This window comes from Halomonas sp. NCCP-2165 (assembly GCF_023708045.1).
GTDB classification, from domain to species: domain Bacteria; phylum Pseudomonadota; class Gammaproteobacteria; order Pseudomonadales; family Halomonadaceae; genus Bisbaumannia; species Bisbaumannia pacifica.
Genome location: NZ_BRCY01000004.1, coordinates 98,087 through 115,067, shown reverse-complemented (window position 1 = coordinate 115,067; position 16,981 = coordinate 98,087). Strand labels below are relative to the sequence as shown.

The window sequence follows — 16,981 nt, the reverse complement described above, 5'->3', positions numbered from 1 at the left end:
CCGATCTCCATCAACGGATACATGGGCAGTTGCTCCTCGTGTCCAGTGGCATCGCCCGCAGGCGGTGCGTAATGAGGGTTATAAGGGGAATCCCCTCTAGTCTCCTTAGTCCAAAAAGGCAAAAGCAAGTCTTTTGTGAAAACTTTGATTTATATAAAACGCTTATCCCGACCATAACCCCGGGCTTATCGTTAAAATAACGACAAGCCATTGTTTCATTGGAGTTTCACGCCGGTCATCAAGCCATGGATCGGCTTATGGGCGCCATAATGAAAGGGTTATTCCTGGGCGTTAAAAATATTGAACTACCTCATGGGTCGAGGCGATGGTGGCGTAGCGCCCGGACAACAGGGCCAGGCTCGCCTGGTGCAGTGCCTCGCCGGACCAGGCACGACCGGCGGCATCTTCCAGGGAAAAACAGGCGCAGGCATCCGCTACCACGCTCAGCGAAAAACCCAGGCAGGCGCCATGACGCACCGTGGTACTCACCGCGTGGCCGGTGGTGACGCCGGCCACCACCAGGTGCCCCACCCCATGACGGCGCAACCAGGCCTCCAGGTCGGTATCGACGAAGGCGCTGTCCCTATGCTTGGTAAGCACCCGCTCGCCCTGGGCGGGGGTAACACAGTCCTTGAATTCGGCGCCGGGTTGCCCGGCGCGACGTCGGGACCCCGGCGAGCGCGAGAAGTGCCGCACATGGACGATATGGCCGTTGCCGCCCCGCCAGCAGGCCAGCAGTTCGGCGAGATTGGTTTCCAGGTCGGGGTTGCTGGGTTCCCCCCAGCCATCGATGGCCCGCTGCATATCGATGATCACCAGGGCCGCGCTCTCGTCGCGGGCATCACAGAGACGCAGGCTGGTCGTTCCATAGCGCGGAGTCATGGCATCCCTCTCGGCAGGGCCGCGGCGGCGGCATGCCCTCAGGATAGGTGCCGAGTGGAGAGTCTGCCGAGCGTGCCCTAAACGCGACACCCCGCCACCGAGGTAACAGGAGGGTGTCGTGCGAACCCCGCCTCACGCTTAATACGGTGCAGTGTGGAGCCCTGAACGAAAATACCCCGCCACTGGGATAACAGGGGGTGTCGTGCGAACCCCGCCTCACGCCTAGTCTGGAGCCCTGAACGCAAACACCCCGCCACTGGGATAACAGTGGGTGTCGTGCGAACCCCGCCTCACGCCTAGTCTGGAGCCCTAAACGAAAACACCCCGCCGAAGCGGGGTGTCGTCGAGCCGATCAGCCTTGGTGGAGCGGCTTAGGCGGTGAGCAGCGTATTGAGGCGCTTGACGTAGGCGGCGGGATCCTCGAGCTGACCGCCCTCGGCGATGATCGCCTGGTCGAAGAGGATATGCGCCAGGTCACCGAAGGCCTCGCCCTCGGCACCTTCCAGGCGGGCCACCAGCGGGTGCTCGGGATTGAGCTCGAGGATCGGCTTGACCTCGGGCAGCGTCTGGCCGGCGGCCTCCATGATGCGGCGCATCTGGAAGCCCATCTCGTGCTCCGGCAGCACCACGCAGGCCGGCGAGTCGGTCAGGCGGTGGGTCACCTTGACCTCCTGGACGGCCTCGCCCAGGGCCTCCTGGACCCGCTTGACCAGGGCCTCCTTGGCCTTGGCGGTCTCCTCCTGGGCCTGCTTCTCCTCCTCGTTCTCCACCTCGCCCAGGTCGAGCTCGCCCTTGGCCACGTCGACGAAGTTCTTGCCCTCGAACTCGCTGAGGTGGCTCATCAGCCACTCGTCGATGCGGTCGGAGAGCAGCAGCACCTCGATGCCCTTCTTGCGGAAGATCTCCAGGTGCGGGCTGGACTTGGCCGCCTTGAAGCTGTCGGCGACGATGTAGTAGATCTTCTCCTGGCCGTCCTTCATGCGTGACACATAGTCGGCCAGGGACTGGTCCTGGGTGGCGCTGTCGGTGTGGGTGGTGGCGAAGCGCAGCAGGCCGGCGATCTTCTCGCGGTTGGCGAAGTCCTCCGCGGGGCCCTCCTTGAGCACCGTGCCGAAGGTGTTCCAGAAGCCCTGGTAGGCCTCGGCGTCCTTGGCCAGCTTCTTGAGCATGTCCAGGCCGCGCTTGGTCAGGGCGGACTTGATCTTGTCGACCTGGGGATCCTGCTGCAGCAGCTCCCGGGAGACGTTCAGGGAGAGGTCCTTGGTGTCCACCACGCCCTTGATGAAGCGCAGGTAGAGGGGCAGGAACTGCTCGGCGTCGTCCATGATAAAGACGCGCTGCACGTAGAGCTTGACGCCCCGGGCGCCGTCCCGCTCGTAGAGGTCGAAGGGCGCGCGGCCCGGCACGTAGAGCAGGCTGGTGTACTCCAGCTTGCCTTCGACCTTGTTGTGGCTCCAGGTCAGCGGATCCGAGAAGTCGTGAGCCACGTGCTTGTAGAAGGCCTGGTACTCGTCGTCGCTGATCTCGCCCTTGGGGCGCGCCCAGAGGGCGGTGGCCTCGTTGACGGTCTCCCAGGTGGTGACCTCGCTGCCCTCGATCTCGTTACCGTCGTCGTCCTTGGCGGTCTCCACCTTGGGCAGGCGCACCGGCACCTCGATATGGTCGGAGTACTTGCGCACCAGGCTCCTCAGGCGGAAGTCGTCGGCGAACTCCTGGGCATCGCCCTTGAGGTGCAGGACGATCTCGGTGCCATGGGCCTCGCGTTCGATGTCGGCGACGCTGAACTCGCCCTCGCCCCGGGAGCGCCACTCGACGCCTTCGGCCTGGTCGCTGCCCGCCTTGCGGGTACGCACCGTCACCTCGTCGGCGACGATGAAACCGGAGTAGAAGCCGACCCCGAACTGACCGATCAGCTTGGCATCCTTCTGCTGCTCGCCGGAGAGCTGCTGGAGGAACTCGGCGGTACCGGAACGGGCGATGGTACCCAGGTTCTGGATCACCTCGTCGCGGCTCATGCCGATGCCGTTGTCGCGCACGGTGACGGTGCCGGCCTCGGCGTCGTGCTCGATCTCGATGCGCAGCTCGCTGTCGCCCTCATAGAGGGCGTCGTTGTCCAGGGCCGCATAGCGCAGCTTGTCGCAGGCATCGGCGCCGTTGGAGATCAGCTCACGCAGGAAGATCTCCCGGTTGGAGTAGAGGGAGTGGATCATCAGCTTGAGCAGCTGCTTGACCTCGGTCTGGAAGCCCAGGGTTTCTTCGTGGGTGGCAGTGGACATCGACAGGGTCCTCGTTACATCACGGAATGAGTGGCGCGGCGCGCCGAAGAATCACGGTGCAGGTTCATATGGGGCCCGCCGCGCACTTTTCAAGTCTCCGCGCTTATCCCTCGGGTGGGACCCGCGGGGCACGCCACCTTGCCCGGACCACCGGCCGGCGCTCAGGGGGAGGCTCGGCGCTCCCGCCAGTGCCGATAGGCGGTGAGCTCCGGCTCGATCCGCGCCATCAGCCAGGCGACGATGACCAGGTCATCGATCAGGCCCAGGGCCAACAGGAGGTCGGGGATCAGGTCGAAGGGCAGCAGCAGATAGCCCAGGGCCAGGCCACCCAGCGCCAGCGCCCGCCAGGGGACCGGCCGGTAGCGGCCACGCAGCACGTCCCAGCACAGCCGGCCCCAGTGCAGGGGCGCCATGCCCAGGCGCTTGAGCCGGGCCAGGCGCGAGAGGCGCCGAATCGATCGGGTCATGGAGGACTCCTCAAAGGACATTCCGGGGATTGGAGCCATCGGTGACCGAGGAGTTTCCTCCCCCGGCGACCTGTCGCCCCGAGACAACACTACTCAGCGGCCGGCGAATCGGCCAGGATAAGGGCATCGCGACGCCCAGGAACCCGTCTCAGGAAACTCACCATGGCTACTCGACCCGCCCTCGCCCCGCGACTCGGCCGCCTCAGGCGCCGCTTCGCCACCCTGGCCACCGCCACCGCCCTCGGCCTGCTGCTGTCCCCCGCCCAGGCCGACGACCGGGCCCTGCGCGAGGCCCTCGACGCGGCCCGCCAGCAGCAGTGGAGTCGCATCGACACGGCCGCCATCGACGGCCATGTGCTGGAAGGCTATGTGGCATATCACCGTTTGAAGGCACGGCTTCCGGCGGCCGAGCCCGCCGAGGTGCTGGCCTTTATCGAGCGCCATCAGGACTCCCCCCTCGCCGGCTGGATGCGTAACCAGGCGATCGGCCAGTACGGGGAGGCCGGGTTGCCGGCGCGCCTGCTGGCGGTCAGCGCCGGGGCGCCGGAGGGGACCGCGCGGCAGTGCTACTACTACGCCGCCCTGCTCGACCGCGCCCCCGAGGAGGCGGCCCGGGGCGGCCTGACCCTGTGGCATGCGGGGCGCTCCCAACCCGATGCCTGCGACCCGCTCTTCTCGGCGCTGCGCGCCCGGGGCGTGATCGGCGACGTCGAGATCTGGGAGCGCCTGATGCTGGCCTGGAAGGCCGGCGAGAGTGGCCTGGCGGGGTATCTCGGCCGCCAGTTGGGCGGCGACTGGCAGCCAGCCCTGAACGCCTATGAACGGGTACGTGGCGACTATGCCGCCATCGCCGACGTCGCGCCGCGGCTCGGCGACCACCCGGCCACGCCGGGCCTGGTCAGCGCCGCCATGCATGGCCTGACCCGCGCCGACACCGCCACCGCCCTCGACACCTGGCGGCGCCTGGCGCCAGGGCTGACGCTGGGCGACGAGCGCCGCCAGGGCATCGAGCGCGACCTGGCCTTCTACTCCCTGGTCCGTGAGATCGCCGCCAACCGCGCCTGGGTGGACGCGGCCCTGCCGCGGCTGGCCACCGGCGACCTGCTCGAGTTGCGGGTGCGGGTGGCCCTGGGCGAGCGGGACTGGCACGGCGTGCGCGACTGGATCGCGCTGATGCCCGACGACACCCGTGGCGACAGCCGCTGGCAATACTGGCAGGGCCGCGCCCTGGCACGGCTGGGCGATCCCCTGGGGGCGCAGGCCGCCTACGAGCGCGCCGCCGAGGGACGCAGCTTCTTCGCCTTCGCCGCCGCCGATCGCCTCGATCGCCCCTATGCCCTGAGCGAGGAGCGCCACCACTATGGCGAGGCGCAGCGCCGCGAAGTGGCGCAATGGCCGGTGGTGCGCCGCACCGAGGCGCTGCGCCGCATCGATGAGCCGGGCCTGGCCAACAGCGAGTGGCTGGGCGCGGTGGCAAGCGCCGACGGCGAGACCGCACGGCGACTGGCCGACTATGCGGCGAGCCAGGGCTGGCACGCCGAGCTGGTCCAGACCACCATCGCCGGACGGATGTGGGACGCCCTGGCGTGGCGCTTCCCCGCCGCCTACCGGGACAGCTTCCGGCGCTGGGGCGCGGAAGCCGGCGTCGACCCTTATTTGCTGATGGCCATCGCCCGCCGCGAGAGCGCCTACAATCCCCGGGCCCTCTCCCCCGCCGGCGCCCGGGGGCTGATGCAACTGATGCCGGGCACCGCCACCCTGGTCAGCCGCCGGCTGGGCCTCGCCGATCCGGGCCCCTACGGCGTGCTGGAGCCGGAGCTCAATATCCGCCTGGGCAGCGCCTATCTCGGCGAGATGCTCGAGCGCTACCGCGGCAATCGCCTGGCGGCGGCCGCGGCCTATAACGCCGGCCCCGGCCGGGTCGACCGCTGGCTGCGCGACGCGCCGCAGGAGTTCGACCTCTTCGTGGAGAGCATCCCCTTCCGCGAGACCCGCGCCTATGTGCAGGCGATCATGACCTATCGGGTCATCTTCGAGAGCCTGGCCAATGGCGGCGAGAGCCGCGGTATTGCCCTGCTCAGCGCCAGCGAAGCCAACGGCCGCTACGATACCTCGTTGCTGGCCCGGCAGTAACAGCTGGAAGCTGGAAGCTGGAAGCTGGAAGCTGGAAGCTGGAAGCTGGAAGCTGGAAGCTGGAAAAGTACCGTGATGTGAATCGCCCCCATGGCAAGCCATGGGGGCGATTTTTCTTCCAGCTCCAGGCTTCCAGAAGCGACGCGCTCCCGCTCCGGATGAACAACCTACCGAGAGATCACAGCTAGCCCGGCTGGCGCTGTAGCGCCAGCTTGATGCCGAAGGCCACCATTACCGCCCCGGTCACCCCATCCAGGCCGCGGGCCACCCAGCGCCTGGCCAGCCAGCGGCCGGCACTCCCCACCATCAGGACGATGCCGATCTGCCAGAGATTGGCGATCACGAAGTGTACCCCGGCCAAAAACAGCGACTTGGTCAGGGCCGGGTCCCCGGGGGCGATAAACTGCGGCAGGAAGGCCATATAGAAGATCACCGTCTTGGGGTTGAGCACATTGGAGAGAAAGCCTTCCCGCAACGGCTGCCAGGCCGGCACCGCCTGGGCCCGGGTCGCGCCGATACCGGCCAGCGGCAGCGGGCGACCGCGCCGGGCGCTCCGCAGGCTCTGCACCCCGAGCCAGATCAGGTAGGCGGCGCCGGCCAGCTTGAGCAGCGAGAAGGCCCAGGCCGACTGCAACAGGATCAGCGAGATCCCCAGCGCCGAGACGGCGGCATGCACGAAGAGGCCGCTGCAGATCGCCAGGCTGGTCAAGACGCCATCGCGTACGCCGCCACGGCTGGCGTTACGGATCACCAGCAGGGTATCGACCCCGGGGCTCAGGGTCAGCAGGGTGATGGCCACCAGGAAGGGCCAGAACTGTTCGTCGATCCACATGGCTCAGAGTACCCCCAGTTCGCGCAGCCGCTCCTTGAGGTAGCTGTCGGCGGTATGTCGCTCGGAGAGCACCACCTCGGGGCGCGGGTGCAGGAACAGCGGCAGCGACAGCCGCGACTGTTCCCGGGCCGGCCCGCGAGGATTGACCACCCGATGAGTCGTGGAGGGGAAATAGCCACGGGAGGCCTCCTGGAGCATGTCCCCCACATTGATCACCAGTTGGCCCGGGTCGCAGGGTACCGCCAGCCATTCCCCCTCTCGGCTGCGTACCTCCAGCCCCGGTTCGTTGGCCGCCGGCAGCACCGTGATCAGATTGATGTCCTCGTGAGCCGCGGCGCGCACCGCCCCGGGCACCTCGTCGCCACGCAGCGGCGGGTAGTGCAGCACCCGCAGCAGGGTCTGCTGGCTGCCCTCGATCATCCGCGACAGGGGCTCCCGGTAGTGGACGGCGATCTCCGCCGGGGTCTCGGCCTCGATCCAGCCCAGCAGGGTCGTCGCCAGGGCCTCGGCGCGGCGGTAGTAGTCGAGGATCTCGTCGCGCAGCGCCGGGGGGATGCGTCCCCAGGGGTAGACGTGGTAGTACTCCTTGAGGTCCTTGACGCTCTGTCCCTTGGCGGTCTCGGAGACCTCGGGAGGGAAATAGCCATCCTGATGGCGGGGATCATAGCGCCAGGCCTCGGCCTCGCCACCGGCGAAGAAGGCCAGCCAGTGACGATAGATGGAGGTCAGCAGTGACGGCGGCAGCGGATGATGACGCAGCACCGCGAAGCCGGTCTCGCGCAGCGAGGCGACGAAACGTTGACGGGCGTCATCCTGGGTAAAATCGACGTTCTGGACGCGCATGGGTTTTCCATCTACAGTGATTTCGGGGCATTCGTGCGGGGTGCCGAGTCCCTATCTTGACGCAACCCCGCCACTGATGCACCATCGATTGCGTTGGTTTGCAAGATGAAAGTCGTCAGTTGTTGATCGATCCTTCGAGACTCCCAGTGCGCCTTCTTCTTCGCGTCAGCCACGCACTACGGGGTGGGGTTCCCCAGGAAGCCACCCCAGCAACATTATTTCGCTAGTAAGGAATTCGACGATGGCAACTGGCACTGTCAAGTGGTTCAACGACACCAAAGGCTACGGCTTCATCTCTCCTGATGACGGTGGCGATGACCTCTTTGCCCACTTCTCCGAAATTCAGGCCGATGGCTTCAAGACCCTGCAGGACGGTCAGAAGGTCTCCTTCGACGTCACCCAGGGCAAGAAGGGCCTCCAGGCCTCCAACATCCGCGTCGAAGGCTAAGCCGAGACCCGGACGCCAGTTGTCGTCCCCCGCGGTACGCAAATGGCACTAACAGAAAGGTCCGCCTCGGCGGACCTTTCTGCGTTTATGGCAAGCCTCAGGGGGCCGCCGGCTCGGACGATGACTCGGTGGATTCCAGCACATCTTCGAGCAGCTCCCGGGTATCGCTGCCCGGGGCCTGACGCTCGGCCTCCTGGAACTGTTCGTCGATCTGCCGCTGGGCCTCCTCGAAGCGCCGCTCGGTCTCCTCCAGGAACTCGTCGATCTCGGCATCGGTGGTCTCACCGGGCATGGCATCCTGGCCTTCCAGGCTCTCCGGTGTCTCGCTCAACGACGCCTGCGGGTCGGGCTCGGCGACCTCGCCCGCAGCGCCCTCCTCCTCGACGGCCGGCTCGGCTTCCGGGGTCGTCGGCATCGACTCCTCCTCGGTCGCGGTCGCCGCTTCGGTCATCGTCTCCTGCGGCGTCGTGGCTGTCGCCGGCGCCTCTTCCATCTCCGCCGGGGCCTCCGCTTCCTGGGTCGAGGTCTCGGCCTCCTCACCGTTGCCGCAGCCGACCAGCAACAGGGCCGCGGCCAGGGGAATCCAGGGTCTTGCGCTCATAAGGGTCTCCAGCTTATCGATGGCGATTCAGTCGCGAGTCACCTATTCCAGCAAAGGCCGATACACCAAGCAAGTCGGCCGGCGATAGCCCGGCAGCCGGATGGCCTATTCGGCCAGGGGGGCCAGGCGGAATTCCAGCAGGCCGGTCTCGTCGCGCAGCCGCTCCACCAGGCGTCCCAGGTTCTGGCGATCATGGGTCTGCAATGTCATATGGTATTCGAAGACGCTGCCCCGCTGGGTCAGGCGGTAGCTCAGTGCCTTGATGCGAAAGCCCTGGTCGCGAATCAACCGGCGCACCTCGACCTCTCCCGGCGTCGCCTCCACCGGGAAGGCCAGCATATGATCGGCGAAATGCTGTCCCGGCATGCGCGCCTCCACCCAGCGGAACAGCGACAGGGTCATCAGGGTGATCAGGGTCACGCTGACCGCGGGAAACAAAAAGCCGATGCCGTAGAGGATGCCGAGTGCGGCGGTCATCCAGATCGAGGCGGCGGTGGTCAGGCCACGCACCGTCAGCCCCTCCTTGAAGATCACTCCGGCGCCGAGGAAGCCGATGCCGGTCATGATGCCCTGGGCCATGCGCGTCGGATCGGTGGTAATGGTCGTGGCAGGCAACAGGCCATTGACCCAATTTCCCTGATGGGTGGTGACGATCATCAGCAGCGCCGAGGCCAGGCAGACCAGGGCATGGGTGCGAAAGCCGGCGGGGCGACCATGATAGCTGCGCTCCAGGCCGATCAGGCTGCCCGCCAGCCAGGCCGCCGCCAGATAGACCAGGATCATCACTTGCTCGTGGGTCATCGCTATCCCTCCCTTGGTCCCTGGCTTCTTCCATCATGACAAGGTGTCGCCGAACCTGCCTCAACGCTGGCAGGAACGCAATGCACGAGGGCCACCCCCTGGGGAGTGGCCCTCGTCGCAACGACCGGCGATCCGGATCAGGCCAGGGCCTTCTCCACCACCTCGTAGACATTGGGCGAGAGCGCCTCGCCACGAATGCGTTCGAGCTCCGCCTTCATCAGCGCCTGGCGGGTCTCGTCGAAGCGCGCCCAGCGGGTCAGCGGGGTGATGATCCGCGCGGCGATCTCCGGATTGAGCCGGTTGAGCTCGATCACCACGTCGGCCAGGAGCTTATAGCCCTCGCCGTCGAGGCGGTGGAAGTTGACCCGGTTCTGGCCGGCGAAGGCGCCGATCAGGGCACGCACCTTGTTGGGGTTCTTCAGCGAGAAGGCCGGGTGCTGCATCAGGAACTTGACCCGATCGAGCACGTCGTCCTGGGGACGCGTGACCTGGATGGTGAACCACTGATCCATCACCAGGGGATCGTGGGCCCACTGCTCGCCGAAGGCCTTGAGGGCCGGCTCGGCCAGGTCGCCGCGCGAGCTGTGGGTGAGCAGGGTCAGGGCGGCACGCACATCGGTCATGTTGTGACCGGCCTCGAACTGCTGCCGGGCTCGTTCGATGGCGCCCTCGTCCTCGATGCTCATCAGGTAGGAGAGCGCCACGTTCTTGAGGCTGCGGCGGGCGATCTGCTCCGGCTCCGGGGCATAGGGCGCATCGCTGAGGTTGGCCTCGTAGATCGCCAGGAACTCCTCGCGCAGCGCCAGCGCCAGGCCCTGCTTGACGAAGGTGCGGGCGGCATGGATGGCGTCCACATCGACCACCGGCTGCTGCTCGGCGATATAGGCCTCGGAGGGCAGGGTCAGCATCTCGGCGAGCACCGCCTTGTCGTCGCTCTCCTCGCTGAGCAGGGTGCGGAAGGCCTCGATCACCCGCGAGTCCATGACCTTCTCGACGCCGTTGCGGTGGGCGGCGATCAGGTCATCCAGGGCCAGCATGGCCAGGCGCTGGCCGGCATCCCAGCGGTTGAAGCCGTCGGAGTCGTTGGCCAGCAGGAAGGCCAGGTCCTCGCGGCCATAGGGGAAGCGCAGCTTCACCGGCGCCGAGAAGCCGCGCAGCAGCGACGGCACCGGCGCCTCGGCGACGTCGGTGAAGACGAAATGCTGCTCCTCCTCGCGCAGATGCAGCACGGCATCGGTGCCCAGCGCCTCGCCGTCCAGGGTCAGCGGCAGGTCGCGGCCGCTCTTGGTGCCCACCAGGCCCAGGCGCACCGGGATATGCAGCGGCTGCTTGTCCGGCTGGTCCGGGGTGGCCGGGGTGCGCTGGCGCAGGGTCAGGTGATACTCCCCCTTGGCGTAGTCGTAGTGGCCGTTGGCATCGATCTCCGGGGTGCCGGCCTGGGCGTACCAGCGCATGAACTGGGAGAGATCCTGGCCCGAGACCTCGGCCATGCAGCCGACGAAGTCCTCGATGGTCACCGCCTGGCCGTCGAAGCGCGAGAAGTAGAGGTCGGCTCCGCGGCGGAAGGCCTCCCAGCCGAGCAGGTTGCGCAGCATGCGCACCACCTCGGCGCCCTTCTCGTAGATGGTCAGGGTGTAGAAGTTGCCGATCTCGATATAGTGATCCGGGCGCACCGGGTGGGCGGTGGGGCCGGCATCCTCGGCGAACTGGGCGGTGCGGAAGAAGGAGACGTCCTCGATGCGCTTGACCGGTGCCGAGTTGGTATCGGCGCTGAAACACTGGTCGCGGAACACCGTGAAGCCCTCCTTCAGGGAGAGCTGGAACCAGTCGCGGCAGGTGACCCGGTTGCCGGACCAGTTATGGAAATACTCGTGGGCGACGATGCCCTCGACCCGCTGGAAGGCGGCGTCGGTGGCGGTCTGGGGATGGGTCAGCACCGCCGCCGAGTTGAAGATATTGAGCCCCTTGTTCTCCATGGCCCCCATATTGAAGTCGTTAACCGCCACGATCATGAAGAGGTCCAGGTCGTACTCGCGACCATAGGTCTCCTCGTCCCAGCGCATGGCACGCTTCAGCGAGGCCATGGCGTGGTCGGTCTTGCCCAGGTTCTCCTCCTCGACCCAGATCTGCAGGGTCACCTCCCGGCCGCTGGCGGTGGTGAAGCGATCCTCGACCTTCTCCAGGTCGCCGGCCACCAGGGCGAACAGGTAGCTGGGCTTGGGGTGGGGGTCTTCCCAGGTGACGAAGTGGCGGCCGTTCGGCAGGCTACCCCGCTCCACCGGGTTGCCATTGGCCAGCAGCACCGGCTCCCGCTCGGCGTCGCCGATCAGGGTGGTGGTAAAGGTGGCCATCACGTCGGGGCGATCCGGGTAGAAGGTGATGCGCCGGAAGCCCTCGGCCTCGCACTGGGTGCAGAACATGCTGCCGGAGCGATAGAGCCCCTCCAGGGCGGTATTGGCGGCGGGGTCGATCACCACCTCGGTCTCCAGGGCGAAGCGCTCCGGCACCCGATGCACGGTCAGGCCGGTGTCGCCCTGGGTGTACTCATCCGGATTGAGCGCCTGGCCGTCGATGGCGATGCGCTCCAGCCGCAGGCTCTCGCCGTCCAGCTCCAGGGGCAGCGCTTCCTCGCTCCGCGCCGGGTTGCGCTCCAGCTGCAGCCGGGCGCTGACCCTGGTCGCCGAGGGGGCCAGGTCGAACTTCAGCTCGGTATGGGTCACGCGGTAGGCGGGGGGCTGGTAGTCGTGCAGGTAGGTGGACTGGGGGTCTGACATCGAGTCTGGCTCCTGTTCGCGAATTGGCCCCATTGTACGGCCCCGGGGAGGAAAGACTCAAAGGCTGCCGGTAAGGTGCCGGAGCGATCACAGTTCGCGCGCTTCTCCTATTGAGGTTCAGGGCTATCCTGGGGACAGGCACTTCGCAAAGACGCTGTAAACCCCTCCCTGGGCGCTCGACTTTTTCGTCCCTGAAAAAGACGCTTTGCTCCGACCTGCCCCCAGCGCCCCTCAGAGAGTCCAGCTGCGATAACGTCGGACCAGGCGCTAATCAACGAACCGGACTAACGCTCCAGAGGCGAGCGCGAGGCCAGGCCGCGCAGCGGGCAGCGCCCGCCCGGCTCGGGCCGGGTATGGATCCACCCCCCCAGCAGCAGCAGGCCGCCGATAATCATCACCTTGAGCCACAGCAGGCCCAGGGTGAAGAGCAGCACCAAGATGGAGACCCCCAGCATCAGCACGGCGAGGCGCTTGGCCGGACGCGGGATGGCCCGCTCCCGCTCCCAGGCCACCACCGGCGGGCCGAAACGCGGATGCGCGCGGATCCAGCCGGCGAAGCGCGGCGAGCCCCGGGAGGCCGCCCATACCGCCAGCAGCAGGAAGCAGGTGGTGGGCATCAGCGGCACGAAGACGCCGATCACGCCCAGGGCGAAGCTGATCCAGGCCACGATCAGGTAACCGGGGCGCAGCCAGCCACTCACTTCCGGGTCATCTCGCATCGCCGCCCTCCTTCGGTCGCCCGCGTTACCTAGTTAAGCCTAGCCGGCCACGGCGTTGAAATGGGTTTTTTCCATCATGGGTCTAGGCTAAGCCAATGGCGGGACCCTGTCGCGGTCTCCGTCGTTTCCTCCCAGCCAGGAGCCGAGCATGCGTGCGACCCGATATCTCCACGTCCTGCTACTCGTCGGCCTGCTGCTGCCCTTCGCCGGCCAGGCCGATACACGCCTGCACCTGGTGGCCACCACCGGCATGATCGGTGATGTGGTGGCGATCATCGGCGGCGACCGGGTCGTGGTGGAGACCCTGATGGGCCCCGGGGTCGACCCCCACCTCTACCGCCAGACGCGCCGCGATATCGTCGCCCTGACCCGCGCCGATGCGGTCTTCTGGCATGGCCTGGCCCTGGAGCTGCAGCTCGAGGAGTTCCTCGACCGCCTGAGTGGACACACCCCGGTCTATGCCGTGGGCGAGGCGGTGCCGGTGGAGGCCCGCCTGCCGGCCGGCGACTTCGCCGGCCAGTTCGACCCCCATGTGTGGATGGACCCGGGCCGCTGGCGTTATGTGGTGGGGGCGATCCGCGATGCCCTGAGCGAGCTTCACCCCGCCGGACGGGACGCCTTCGCCGCACGCACCGACGCCTATCTGGCCGAGCTCGCGGCCCTGGACGCCTATGCCCGGGAGGTGCTGGGCAGCCTGCCCGAGGGGCGGCGCCTGCTGGTCACCGCTCATGACGCCTTCGGCTACCTGGGCGAGGCCTATGACCTGGAGGTGGTGGGCATCCAGGGCATCTCCACCGAAAGCGAGGCGGGACTGGCGCGCATCGAGTCGCTGGTCCACCTGCTGGTGGAACGCCGCGTCCCGGCGATCTTCGTCGAGTCCTCGGTGGCCGAGCGCAATGTTCGTGCCCTGGTGGAGGGGGCCGAAGCCCGGGGCCGGACGGTGATCATCGGCGGCACCCTCTTCTCCGATGCCATGGGAGCGCCGGGCCGCTACGAGGGCACCTATCTGGGCATGCTCGATCATAACCTGACCACCATCGCCCGGGCCCTGGGGGGCCAGGCTCCCCCGCGGGGACGCCTGGGTCGCCTGGCGGAGGCACGCCCATGAAGGAGCCGTTCGACCCGGCCGCCAGCCCGCTGGCCATCCAGGGGCTGACGGTCAGCTATGGCGAACGCCTGGCCCTGCTGGGCGTCGACTTCGTGACGCCGCCGGGTCGATTGAGCGCCATCGTCGGCCCCAACGGCGCCGGCAAGTCGACACTGCTCAAGGCGGCCCTGGGCATCCAGCCCCGGGTCGCCGGCGAGCTGCTGGCTTATGGGCGCCCCTTGCCGCGACCGCCCCGCCATATCGCCTATGTGCCCCAGCGCTCGAGCATCGACTGGGACTTCCCCGCCACCGCCCTGGACGTCGTGCTGATGGGCCTCTACGGGCGACTGCGCTGGTGGCAACCCACCCGGCGCCGCCATCGCCACTGGGCCCGGGAGTGCCTGGCCCGGGTCGGCATGGAGGCCTTCGCCGAGACCCAGATCGGCCGCCTCTCCGGCGGCCAGCAACAGCGCATCTTCCTGGCCCGCGCCCTGGCCCAGCAGGCCGAACTGCTGCTCCTCGACGAGCCCTTCGCCGGCGTCGATGCGGCCACCGAGCGCGCCATCATCGAGCTCTTTCGCAGCTTCCGAACCCAGGGCGGCAGCGTGCTCTGCGTCCATCACGACCTGGCCACGGTACGCGACTATTTCGATCATCTGCTGCTGCTCGACGTGGAGGTCGTCGCCGCCGGACCGGTGGCCGAGGCCTTTACCGCCGCCAACCTTCAGCAGGCCTATGGGGGCCGACTGACCGCGGCCCAGCTGGCGCGGCTGCTGCCGGTATCGGAGGCCTCCCGGCCATGATGGACGCCTGGTTCGCCGCCCTGACCCTTGGCGCGGGCTACAACGCCCGGCTGGTCACGCCCCCCGAGAGAGCCGCCCTGCTCTCGTCGCCCAAGGCCCTGGCCATCGTGGGCGCCTTGCACCACGGAGGAAGCGTATGGACGCCTGGTTCGACGCCCTGACCCTTAGCGCGGGCTATAACACCCGGCTGGTTACCCTCGGCGCCCTGCTCCTGGGGGCGGCGGCGGGCATGGTGGGCAGCCATGTGCTGCTGCGCCGGCGCGCCCTGATCAGCGATGCGGTCAGCCACGCCACCCTGCCGGGGCTGGCGGCGGCCTTTATCCTGATCGCCCTGGTGCAGGGCGACGGCCGCTGGTTGCCGGGACTCTTGCTGGGGGCGGCGGCCAGCGCCGCCCTGGGGCTGGCCGCCGTCCAGGCCATGAGTCGGCATACCCGGCTGGGCGAGGACAGCGCCATCGGTGCGGTGCTCTCGGTCTTCTTCGGGCTTGGGGTAGTGCTACTCACGGTGATCCAGGCCATGCCCGTCGCCGGCCAGGCCGGGCTCTCCGGCTACCTGGTGGGTGCCACCGCCGGCATGCTGGCCAGCGAGGCCTACCTGCTGGGGGCCATGGCCCTGGGCCTGCTGGTGGCCCTGGTGATCCTGCGCCGCCCCCTTCTGCTGCTCTGCTTCGATGCCGAGCATGCCTGGACCCAGGGGGTCGATCTCCGGCGCACCGACGCCTGGCTGCTGGGCCTGCTGCTGGCGGTCACCGTGGTGGGGCTGCGGGTCACCGGCCTGATCCTGGTCGTGGCCCTGACCATCATTCCGCCGGTCACCGCCCGCTTCTGGACCGACCGCCCCCATGCCCTGGTGATGATCGCCGCCGTCGCCGGCGCCCTGGCCGGCTACCTGGGGGTGACCCTCTCCAGCGTGCACCCGCGTCTGCCCAGCGGCGCCCTGGTGGTACTGGCCGCCTTCACCCTCTTCCTGGTCTCGCTGCTGATCGCGCCCCGGCGCGGCCTGCTGGCCCACCTGATCGAGCGCTACCGCTTCGTGCGCCGGGTGCACTGCCGCCAGGGCCTGCTGGCCCTGGCCCGCAATGAGGCGATCTTCGACCCCACCACCCTGCGGATCCTGCGCCGCCTCGGGCATATCCGCCGCGACGGCCTGGCCACCGCCCAGGGACGCGCCGCGGCCCGGGATGCCCACCAGGAGGAGCGCCTGTGGATGCACTATCGCCACGCCTACCCGGAGGAGGCGGCACAGCTCGGGGCACGCCGGCTCGAGCCCATCTCCCGGCTGCTGCCCCCGGACCTGATCGATGAGCTGGAGCGCCGGCTACCACCGGACACCGTCGATAAGTGAGTTTCTGGAGGCCATCGATGGGTGAGTTCCTGATGCTGAGCCTGATGCCCCTGCTGGTCGCCGGGCTGTGCAGCCTGAGCTGTGCCCTGCTGGGCAACTTCCTGGTGCTGCGCCGTCAGGCGCTGATCGGCGACGCCATCAGCCATGTCGCCCTGCCGGGCATCGTCGCCAGCTTCCTGCTTACCGGCACCCTGGCGGCTTCCGCCATGCTGGTGGGAGCCGGCGCCGCGGCCCTGATCACCCTGGCGCTGATCGAGCTGATCCGCCGTTTGGGCCGGGTGGAATCGAGTGCCGCCATGGGGGTGGCCTTTACCACCCTCTTCGCCCTGGGGGTACTGATGCTGGAGTGGAGCGGCGCCAGCGGCGTCCACCTGGACGTGGAGCACGCCCTCTACGGCAACCTGGAGAGCCTGGTGTGGTTCGAGGGTACCCGGCCGGCGGCGCTCTGGGACCCTCAGGCCCTGGCGGGGCTGCCGCCGCAACTGGCCCGGGTGGCCTGGGTGGCCCTGCTGGTGGGCCTCTTCATGCTGCTGGCCTGGCGGCCCTTGGTGCTGGGCAGCTTCGATGCCGCCTTCGCCGCCAGCCAGGGCGCCCGCCCCGGACCGACCCAGCTACTGCTGGTGGTGATGGTGGCGGTGGCCGCCATCGCCGCCTTCGAGGCGGTGGGCTCGATCCTGGTGATCGCCATGTTTATCTGCCCGCCGGCGGCGGCCCGGCTGATGACCGACCGCCTGAGCCACCAGTTGGCCTGGAGCCAGGCCTTCGCCCTGGTCAGCGCCGTGCTGGGGGTGGTGCTGGCCGGCCATGGCCCCGGCTGGCTGGGCATCGATGCGGGCCTCAGCGCCGCCGGCATGATCAGCGTGGTGGCCGGGCTGATCCTGCTGCTGGCCTGTCGCTTCGGCCCCCGTCGCCATCGCGCCGCGCCACCCCCGGCATGACGCCGGCGGGACTCTTGCCGGGCAGGAAAGAG

At 68.1% G+C, this 16,981-nt stretch carries 16 protein-coding genes; 7 read left to right on the top strand and 9 right to left on the bottom strand.

All coding sequences use genetic code 11. From position 1 onward, the window contains the following. Positions 1-291: 291 nt before the first annotated feature. The 3 genes from NFU04_RS03440 to NFU04_RS03430 form a co-directional block, all read right to left on the bottom strand. Complete coding sequence (locus NFU04_RS03440) at positions 292-882, bottom strand: cysteine hydrolase family protein (protein ID WP_251308105.1); 591 nt, start codon at positions 880-882, stop codon at positions 292-294. 371 nt (positions 883-1,253) lie between these two features. After that, positions 1,254-3,158, bottom strand: a complete 1,905-nt coding sequence (htpG, locus tag NFU04_RS03435) for a molecular chaperone HtpG (RefSeq protein ID WP_251308104.1) — start codon at positions 3,156-3,158, stop codon at positions 1,254-1,256. 161 nt (positions 3,159-3,319) lie between these two features. Continuing rightward, positions 3,320-3,625, bottom strand: coding sequence for a YkvA family protein (locus tag NFU04_RS03430; RefSeq protein ID WP_251308103.1), 306 nt, complete (start codon positions 3,623-3,625; stop codon positions 3,320-3,322). Positions 3,626-3,787: 162 nt separating this feature from the next. Between NFU04_RS03430 and NFU04_RS03425 the strand changes: the two genes are divergently transcribed. Next, positions 3,788-5,758: a transglycosylase SLT domain-containing protein gene (locus NFU04_RS03425; protein WP_251308102.1), complete on the top strand. Its 1,971-nt coding sequence runs from the start codon at positions 3,788-3,790 to the stop codon at positions 5,756-5,758. A gap of 184 nt (positions 5,759-5,942) precedes the next feature. Here NFU04_RS03425 and NFU04_RS03420 read toward each other — a convergent pair whose 3' ends face one another. Both NFU04_RS03420 and NFU04_RS03415 read right to left on the bottom strand, forming a co-directional pair. Then, positions 5,943-6,590: a LysE family translocator gene (locus NFU04_RS03420; protein WP_251308101.1), complete on the bottom strand. Its 648-nt coding sequence runs from the start codon at positions 6,588-6,590 to the stop codon at positions 5,943-5,945. 3 nt (positions 6,591-6,593) lie between these two features. Next, positions 6,594-7,433 carry an isopenicillin N synthase family dioxygenase gene (locus NFU04_RS03415; protein ID WP_251308100.1) on the bottom strand — a complete coding sequence of 280 codons (840 nt, stop codon included), beginning with the start codon at positions 7,431-7,433 and terminating at the stop codon, positions 6,594-6,596. A gap of 241 nt (positions 7,434-7,674) precedes the next feature. Between NFU04_RS03415 and NFU04_RS03410 the strand changes: the two genes are divergently transcribed. After that, the gene (locus NFU04_RS03410) at positions 7,675-7,881 is read left to right on the top strand and encodes a cold-shock protein (protein WP_146802270.1); all 207 of its coding nucleotides are present in this window, start codon (positions 7,675-7,677) and stop codon (positions 7,879-7,881) included. A gap of 97 nt (positions 7,882-7,978) precedes the next feature. Here the strand turns inward: NFU04_RS03410 and NFU04_RS03405 are convergent, their stop codons facing one another. From NFU04_RS03405 to NFU04_RS03390, 4 genes are all read right to left on the bottom strand, one after another. Next, complete coding sequence (locus tag NFU04_RS03405) at positions 7,979-8,482, bottom strand: hypothetical protein (protein ID WP_251308099.1); 504 nt, start codon at positions 8,480-8,482, stop codon at positions 7,979-7,981. Between the two features lie 105 nt (positions 8,483-8,587). Next, positions 8,588-9,283 (bottom strand): MgtC/SapB family protein, encoded by a 696-nt coding sequence (locus NFU04_RS03400; RefSeq protein WP_251308098.1) that lies wholly within the window; start codon positions 9,281-9,283, stop codon positions 8,588-8,590. A gap of 137 nt (positions 9,284-9,420) precedes the next feature. Then, complete coding sequence (pepN, locus tag NFU04_RS03395) at positions 9,421-12,057, bottom strand: aminopeptidase N (protein WP_251308097.1); 2,637 nt, start codon at positions 12,055-12,057, stop codon at positions 9,421-9,423. 284 nt (positions 12,058-12,341) lie between these two features. Next, positions 12,342-12,776 (bottom strand): YbaN family protein, encoded by a 435-nt coding sequence (locus NFU04_RS03390; RefSeq protein WP_251308096.1) that lies wholly within the window; start codon positions 12,774-12,776, stop codon positions 12,342-12,344. Between the two features lie 148 nt (positions 12,777-12,924). On the opposite strand from NFU04_RS03390, the gene NFU04_RS03385 reads away from it, so the two are divergent. From NFU04_RS03385 to NFU04_RS03365, 5 genes are read left to right on the top strand one after another with little or no spacing between them, the layout of a single operon-like run. Next, positions 12,925-13,884 carry a metal ABC transporter solute-binding protein, Zn/Mn family gene (locus tag NFU04_RS03385; RefSeq protein ID WP_251308095.1) on the top strand — a complete coding sequence of 320 codons (960 nt, stop codon included), beginning with the start codon at positions 12,925-12,927 and terminating at the stop codon, positions 13,882-13,884. Further along, positions 13,881-14,666 (top strand): metal ABC transporter ATP-binding protein, encoded by a 786-nt coding sequence (locus tag NFU04_RS03380; protein WP_251308094.1) that lies wholly within the window; start codon positions 13,881-13,883, stop codon positions 14,664-14,666. The genes NFU04_RS03385 and NFU04_RS03380 overlap by 4 nt, the downstream gene beginning before the upstream one ends. After that, a complete protein-coding gene (locus NFU04_RS03375) occupies positions 14,663-14,827 on the top strand; it encodes a hypothetical protein (RefSeq protein ID WP_251308093.1) in 165 nt (54 codons plus the stop codon). Before NFU04_RS03380 ends, NFU04_RS03375 begins: the two co-directional genes overlap by 4 nt. Further along, positions 14,803-16,011, top strand: coding sequence for a metal ABC transporter permease (locus NFU04_RS03370; RefSeq protein WP_251308092.1), 1,209 nt, complete (start codon positions 14,803-14,805; stop codon positions 16,009-16,011). The genes NFU04_RS03375 and NFU04_RS03370 overlap by 25 nt, the downstream gene beginning before the upstream one ends. A gap of 17 nt (positions 16,012-16,028) precedes the next feature. Further along, positions 16,029-16,949 carry a metal ABC transporter permease gene (locus NFU04_RS03365; RefSeq protein WP_251308091.1) on the top strand — a complete coding sequence of 307 codons (921 nt, stop codon included), beginning with the start codon at positions 16,029-16,031 and terminating at the stop codon, positions 16,947-16,949. Positions 16,950-16,981: the final 32 nt, after the last annotated feature.

Excerpts from the sequence above, each read along its gene's own strand:
- NFU04_RS03410 (WP_146802270.1), top strand. The coding sequence starts at position 7,675 with ATGGCAACTGGCACTGTCAAGTGGTTCAACGACACCAAAGGCTACGGC.
- NFU04_RS03440 (WP_251308105.1), bottom strand. The coding sequence starts at position 882 with ATGACTCCGCGCTATGGAACGACCAGCCTGCGTCTCTGTGATGCCCGC.
- NFU04_RS03375 (WP_251308093.1), top strand. The coding sequence starts at position 14,663 with ATGATGGACGCCTGGTTCGCCGCCCTGACCCTTGGCGCGGGCTACAAC.
- NFU04_RS03370 (WP_251308092.1), top strand. The coding sequence starts at position 14,803 with ATGGACGCCTGGTTCGACGCCCTGACCCTTAGCGCGGGCTATAACACC.
- htpG (WP_251308104.1), bottom strand. The coding sequence starts at position 3,158 with ATGTCCACTGCCACCCACGAAGAAACCCTGGGCTTCCAGACCGAGGTC.
- NFU04_RS03430 (WP_251308103.1), bottom strand. The coding sequence starts at position 3,625 with ATGACCCGATCGATTCGGCGCCTCTCGCGCCTGGCCCGGCTCAAGCGC.
- NFU04_RS03420 (WP_251308101.1), bottom strand. The coding sequence starts at position 6,590 with ATGTGGATCGACGAACAGTTCTGGCCCTTCCTGGTGGCCATCACCCTG.
- NFU04_RS03415 (WP_251308100.1), bottom strand. The coding sequence starts at position 7,433 with ATGCGCGTCCAGAACGTCGATTTTACCCAGGATGACGCCCGTCAACGT.
- NFU04_RS03385 (WP_251308095.1), top strand. The coding sequence starts at position 12,925 with ATGCGTGCGACCCGATATCTCCACGTCCTGCTACTCGTCGGCCTGCTG.
- pepN (WP_251308097.1), bottom strand. The coding sequence starts at position 12,057 with ATGTCAGACCCCCAGTCCACCTACCTGCACGACTACCAGCCCCCCGCC.
- NFU04_RS03390 (WP_251308096.1), bottom strand. The coding sequence starts at position 12,776 with ATGCGAGATGACCCGGAAGTGAGTGGCTGGCTGCGCCCCGGTTACCTG.
- NFU04_RS03405 (WP_251308099.1), bottom strand. The coding sequence starts at position 8,482 with ATGAGCGCAAGACCCTGGATTCCCCTGGCCGCGGCCCTGTTGCTGGTC.
- NFU04_RS03365 (WP_251308091.1), top strand. The coding sequence starts at position 16,029 with ATGGGTGAGTTCCTGATGCTGAGCCTGATGCCCCTGCTGGTCGCCGGG.
- NFU04_RS03400 (WP_251308098.1), bottom strand. The coding sequence starts at position 9,283 with ATGACCCACGAGCAAGTGATGATCCTGGTCTATCTGGCGGCGGCCTGG.
- NFU04_RS03380 (WP_251308094.1), top strand. The coding sequence starts at position 13,881 with ATGAAGGAGCCGTTCGACCCGGCCGCCAGCCCGCTGGCCATCCAGGGG.
- NFU04_RS03425 (WP_251308102.1), top strand. The coding sequence starts at position 3,788 with ATGGCTACTCGACCCGCCCTCGCCCCGCGACTCGGCCGCCTCAGGCGC.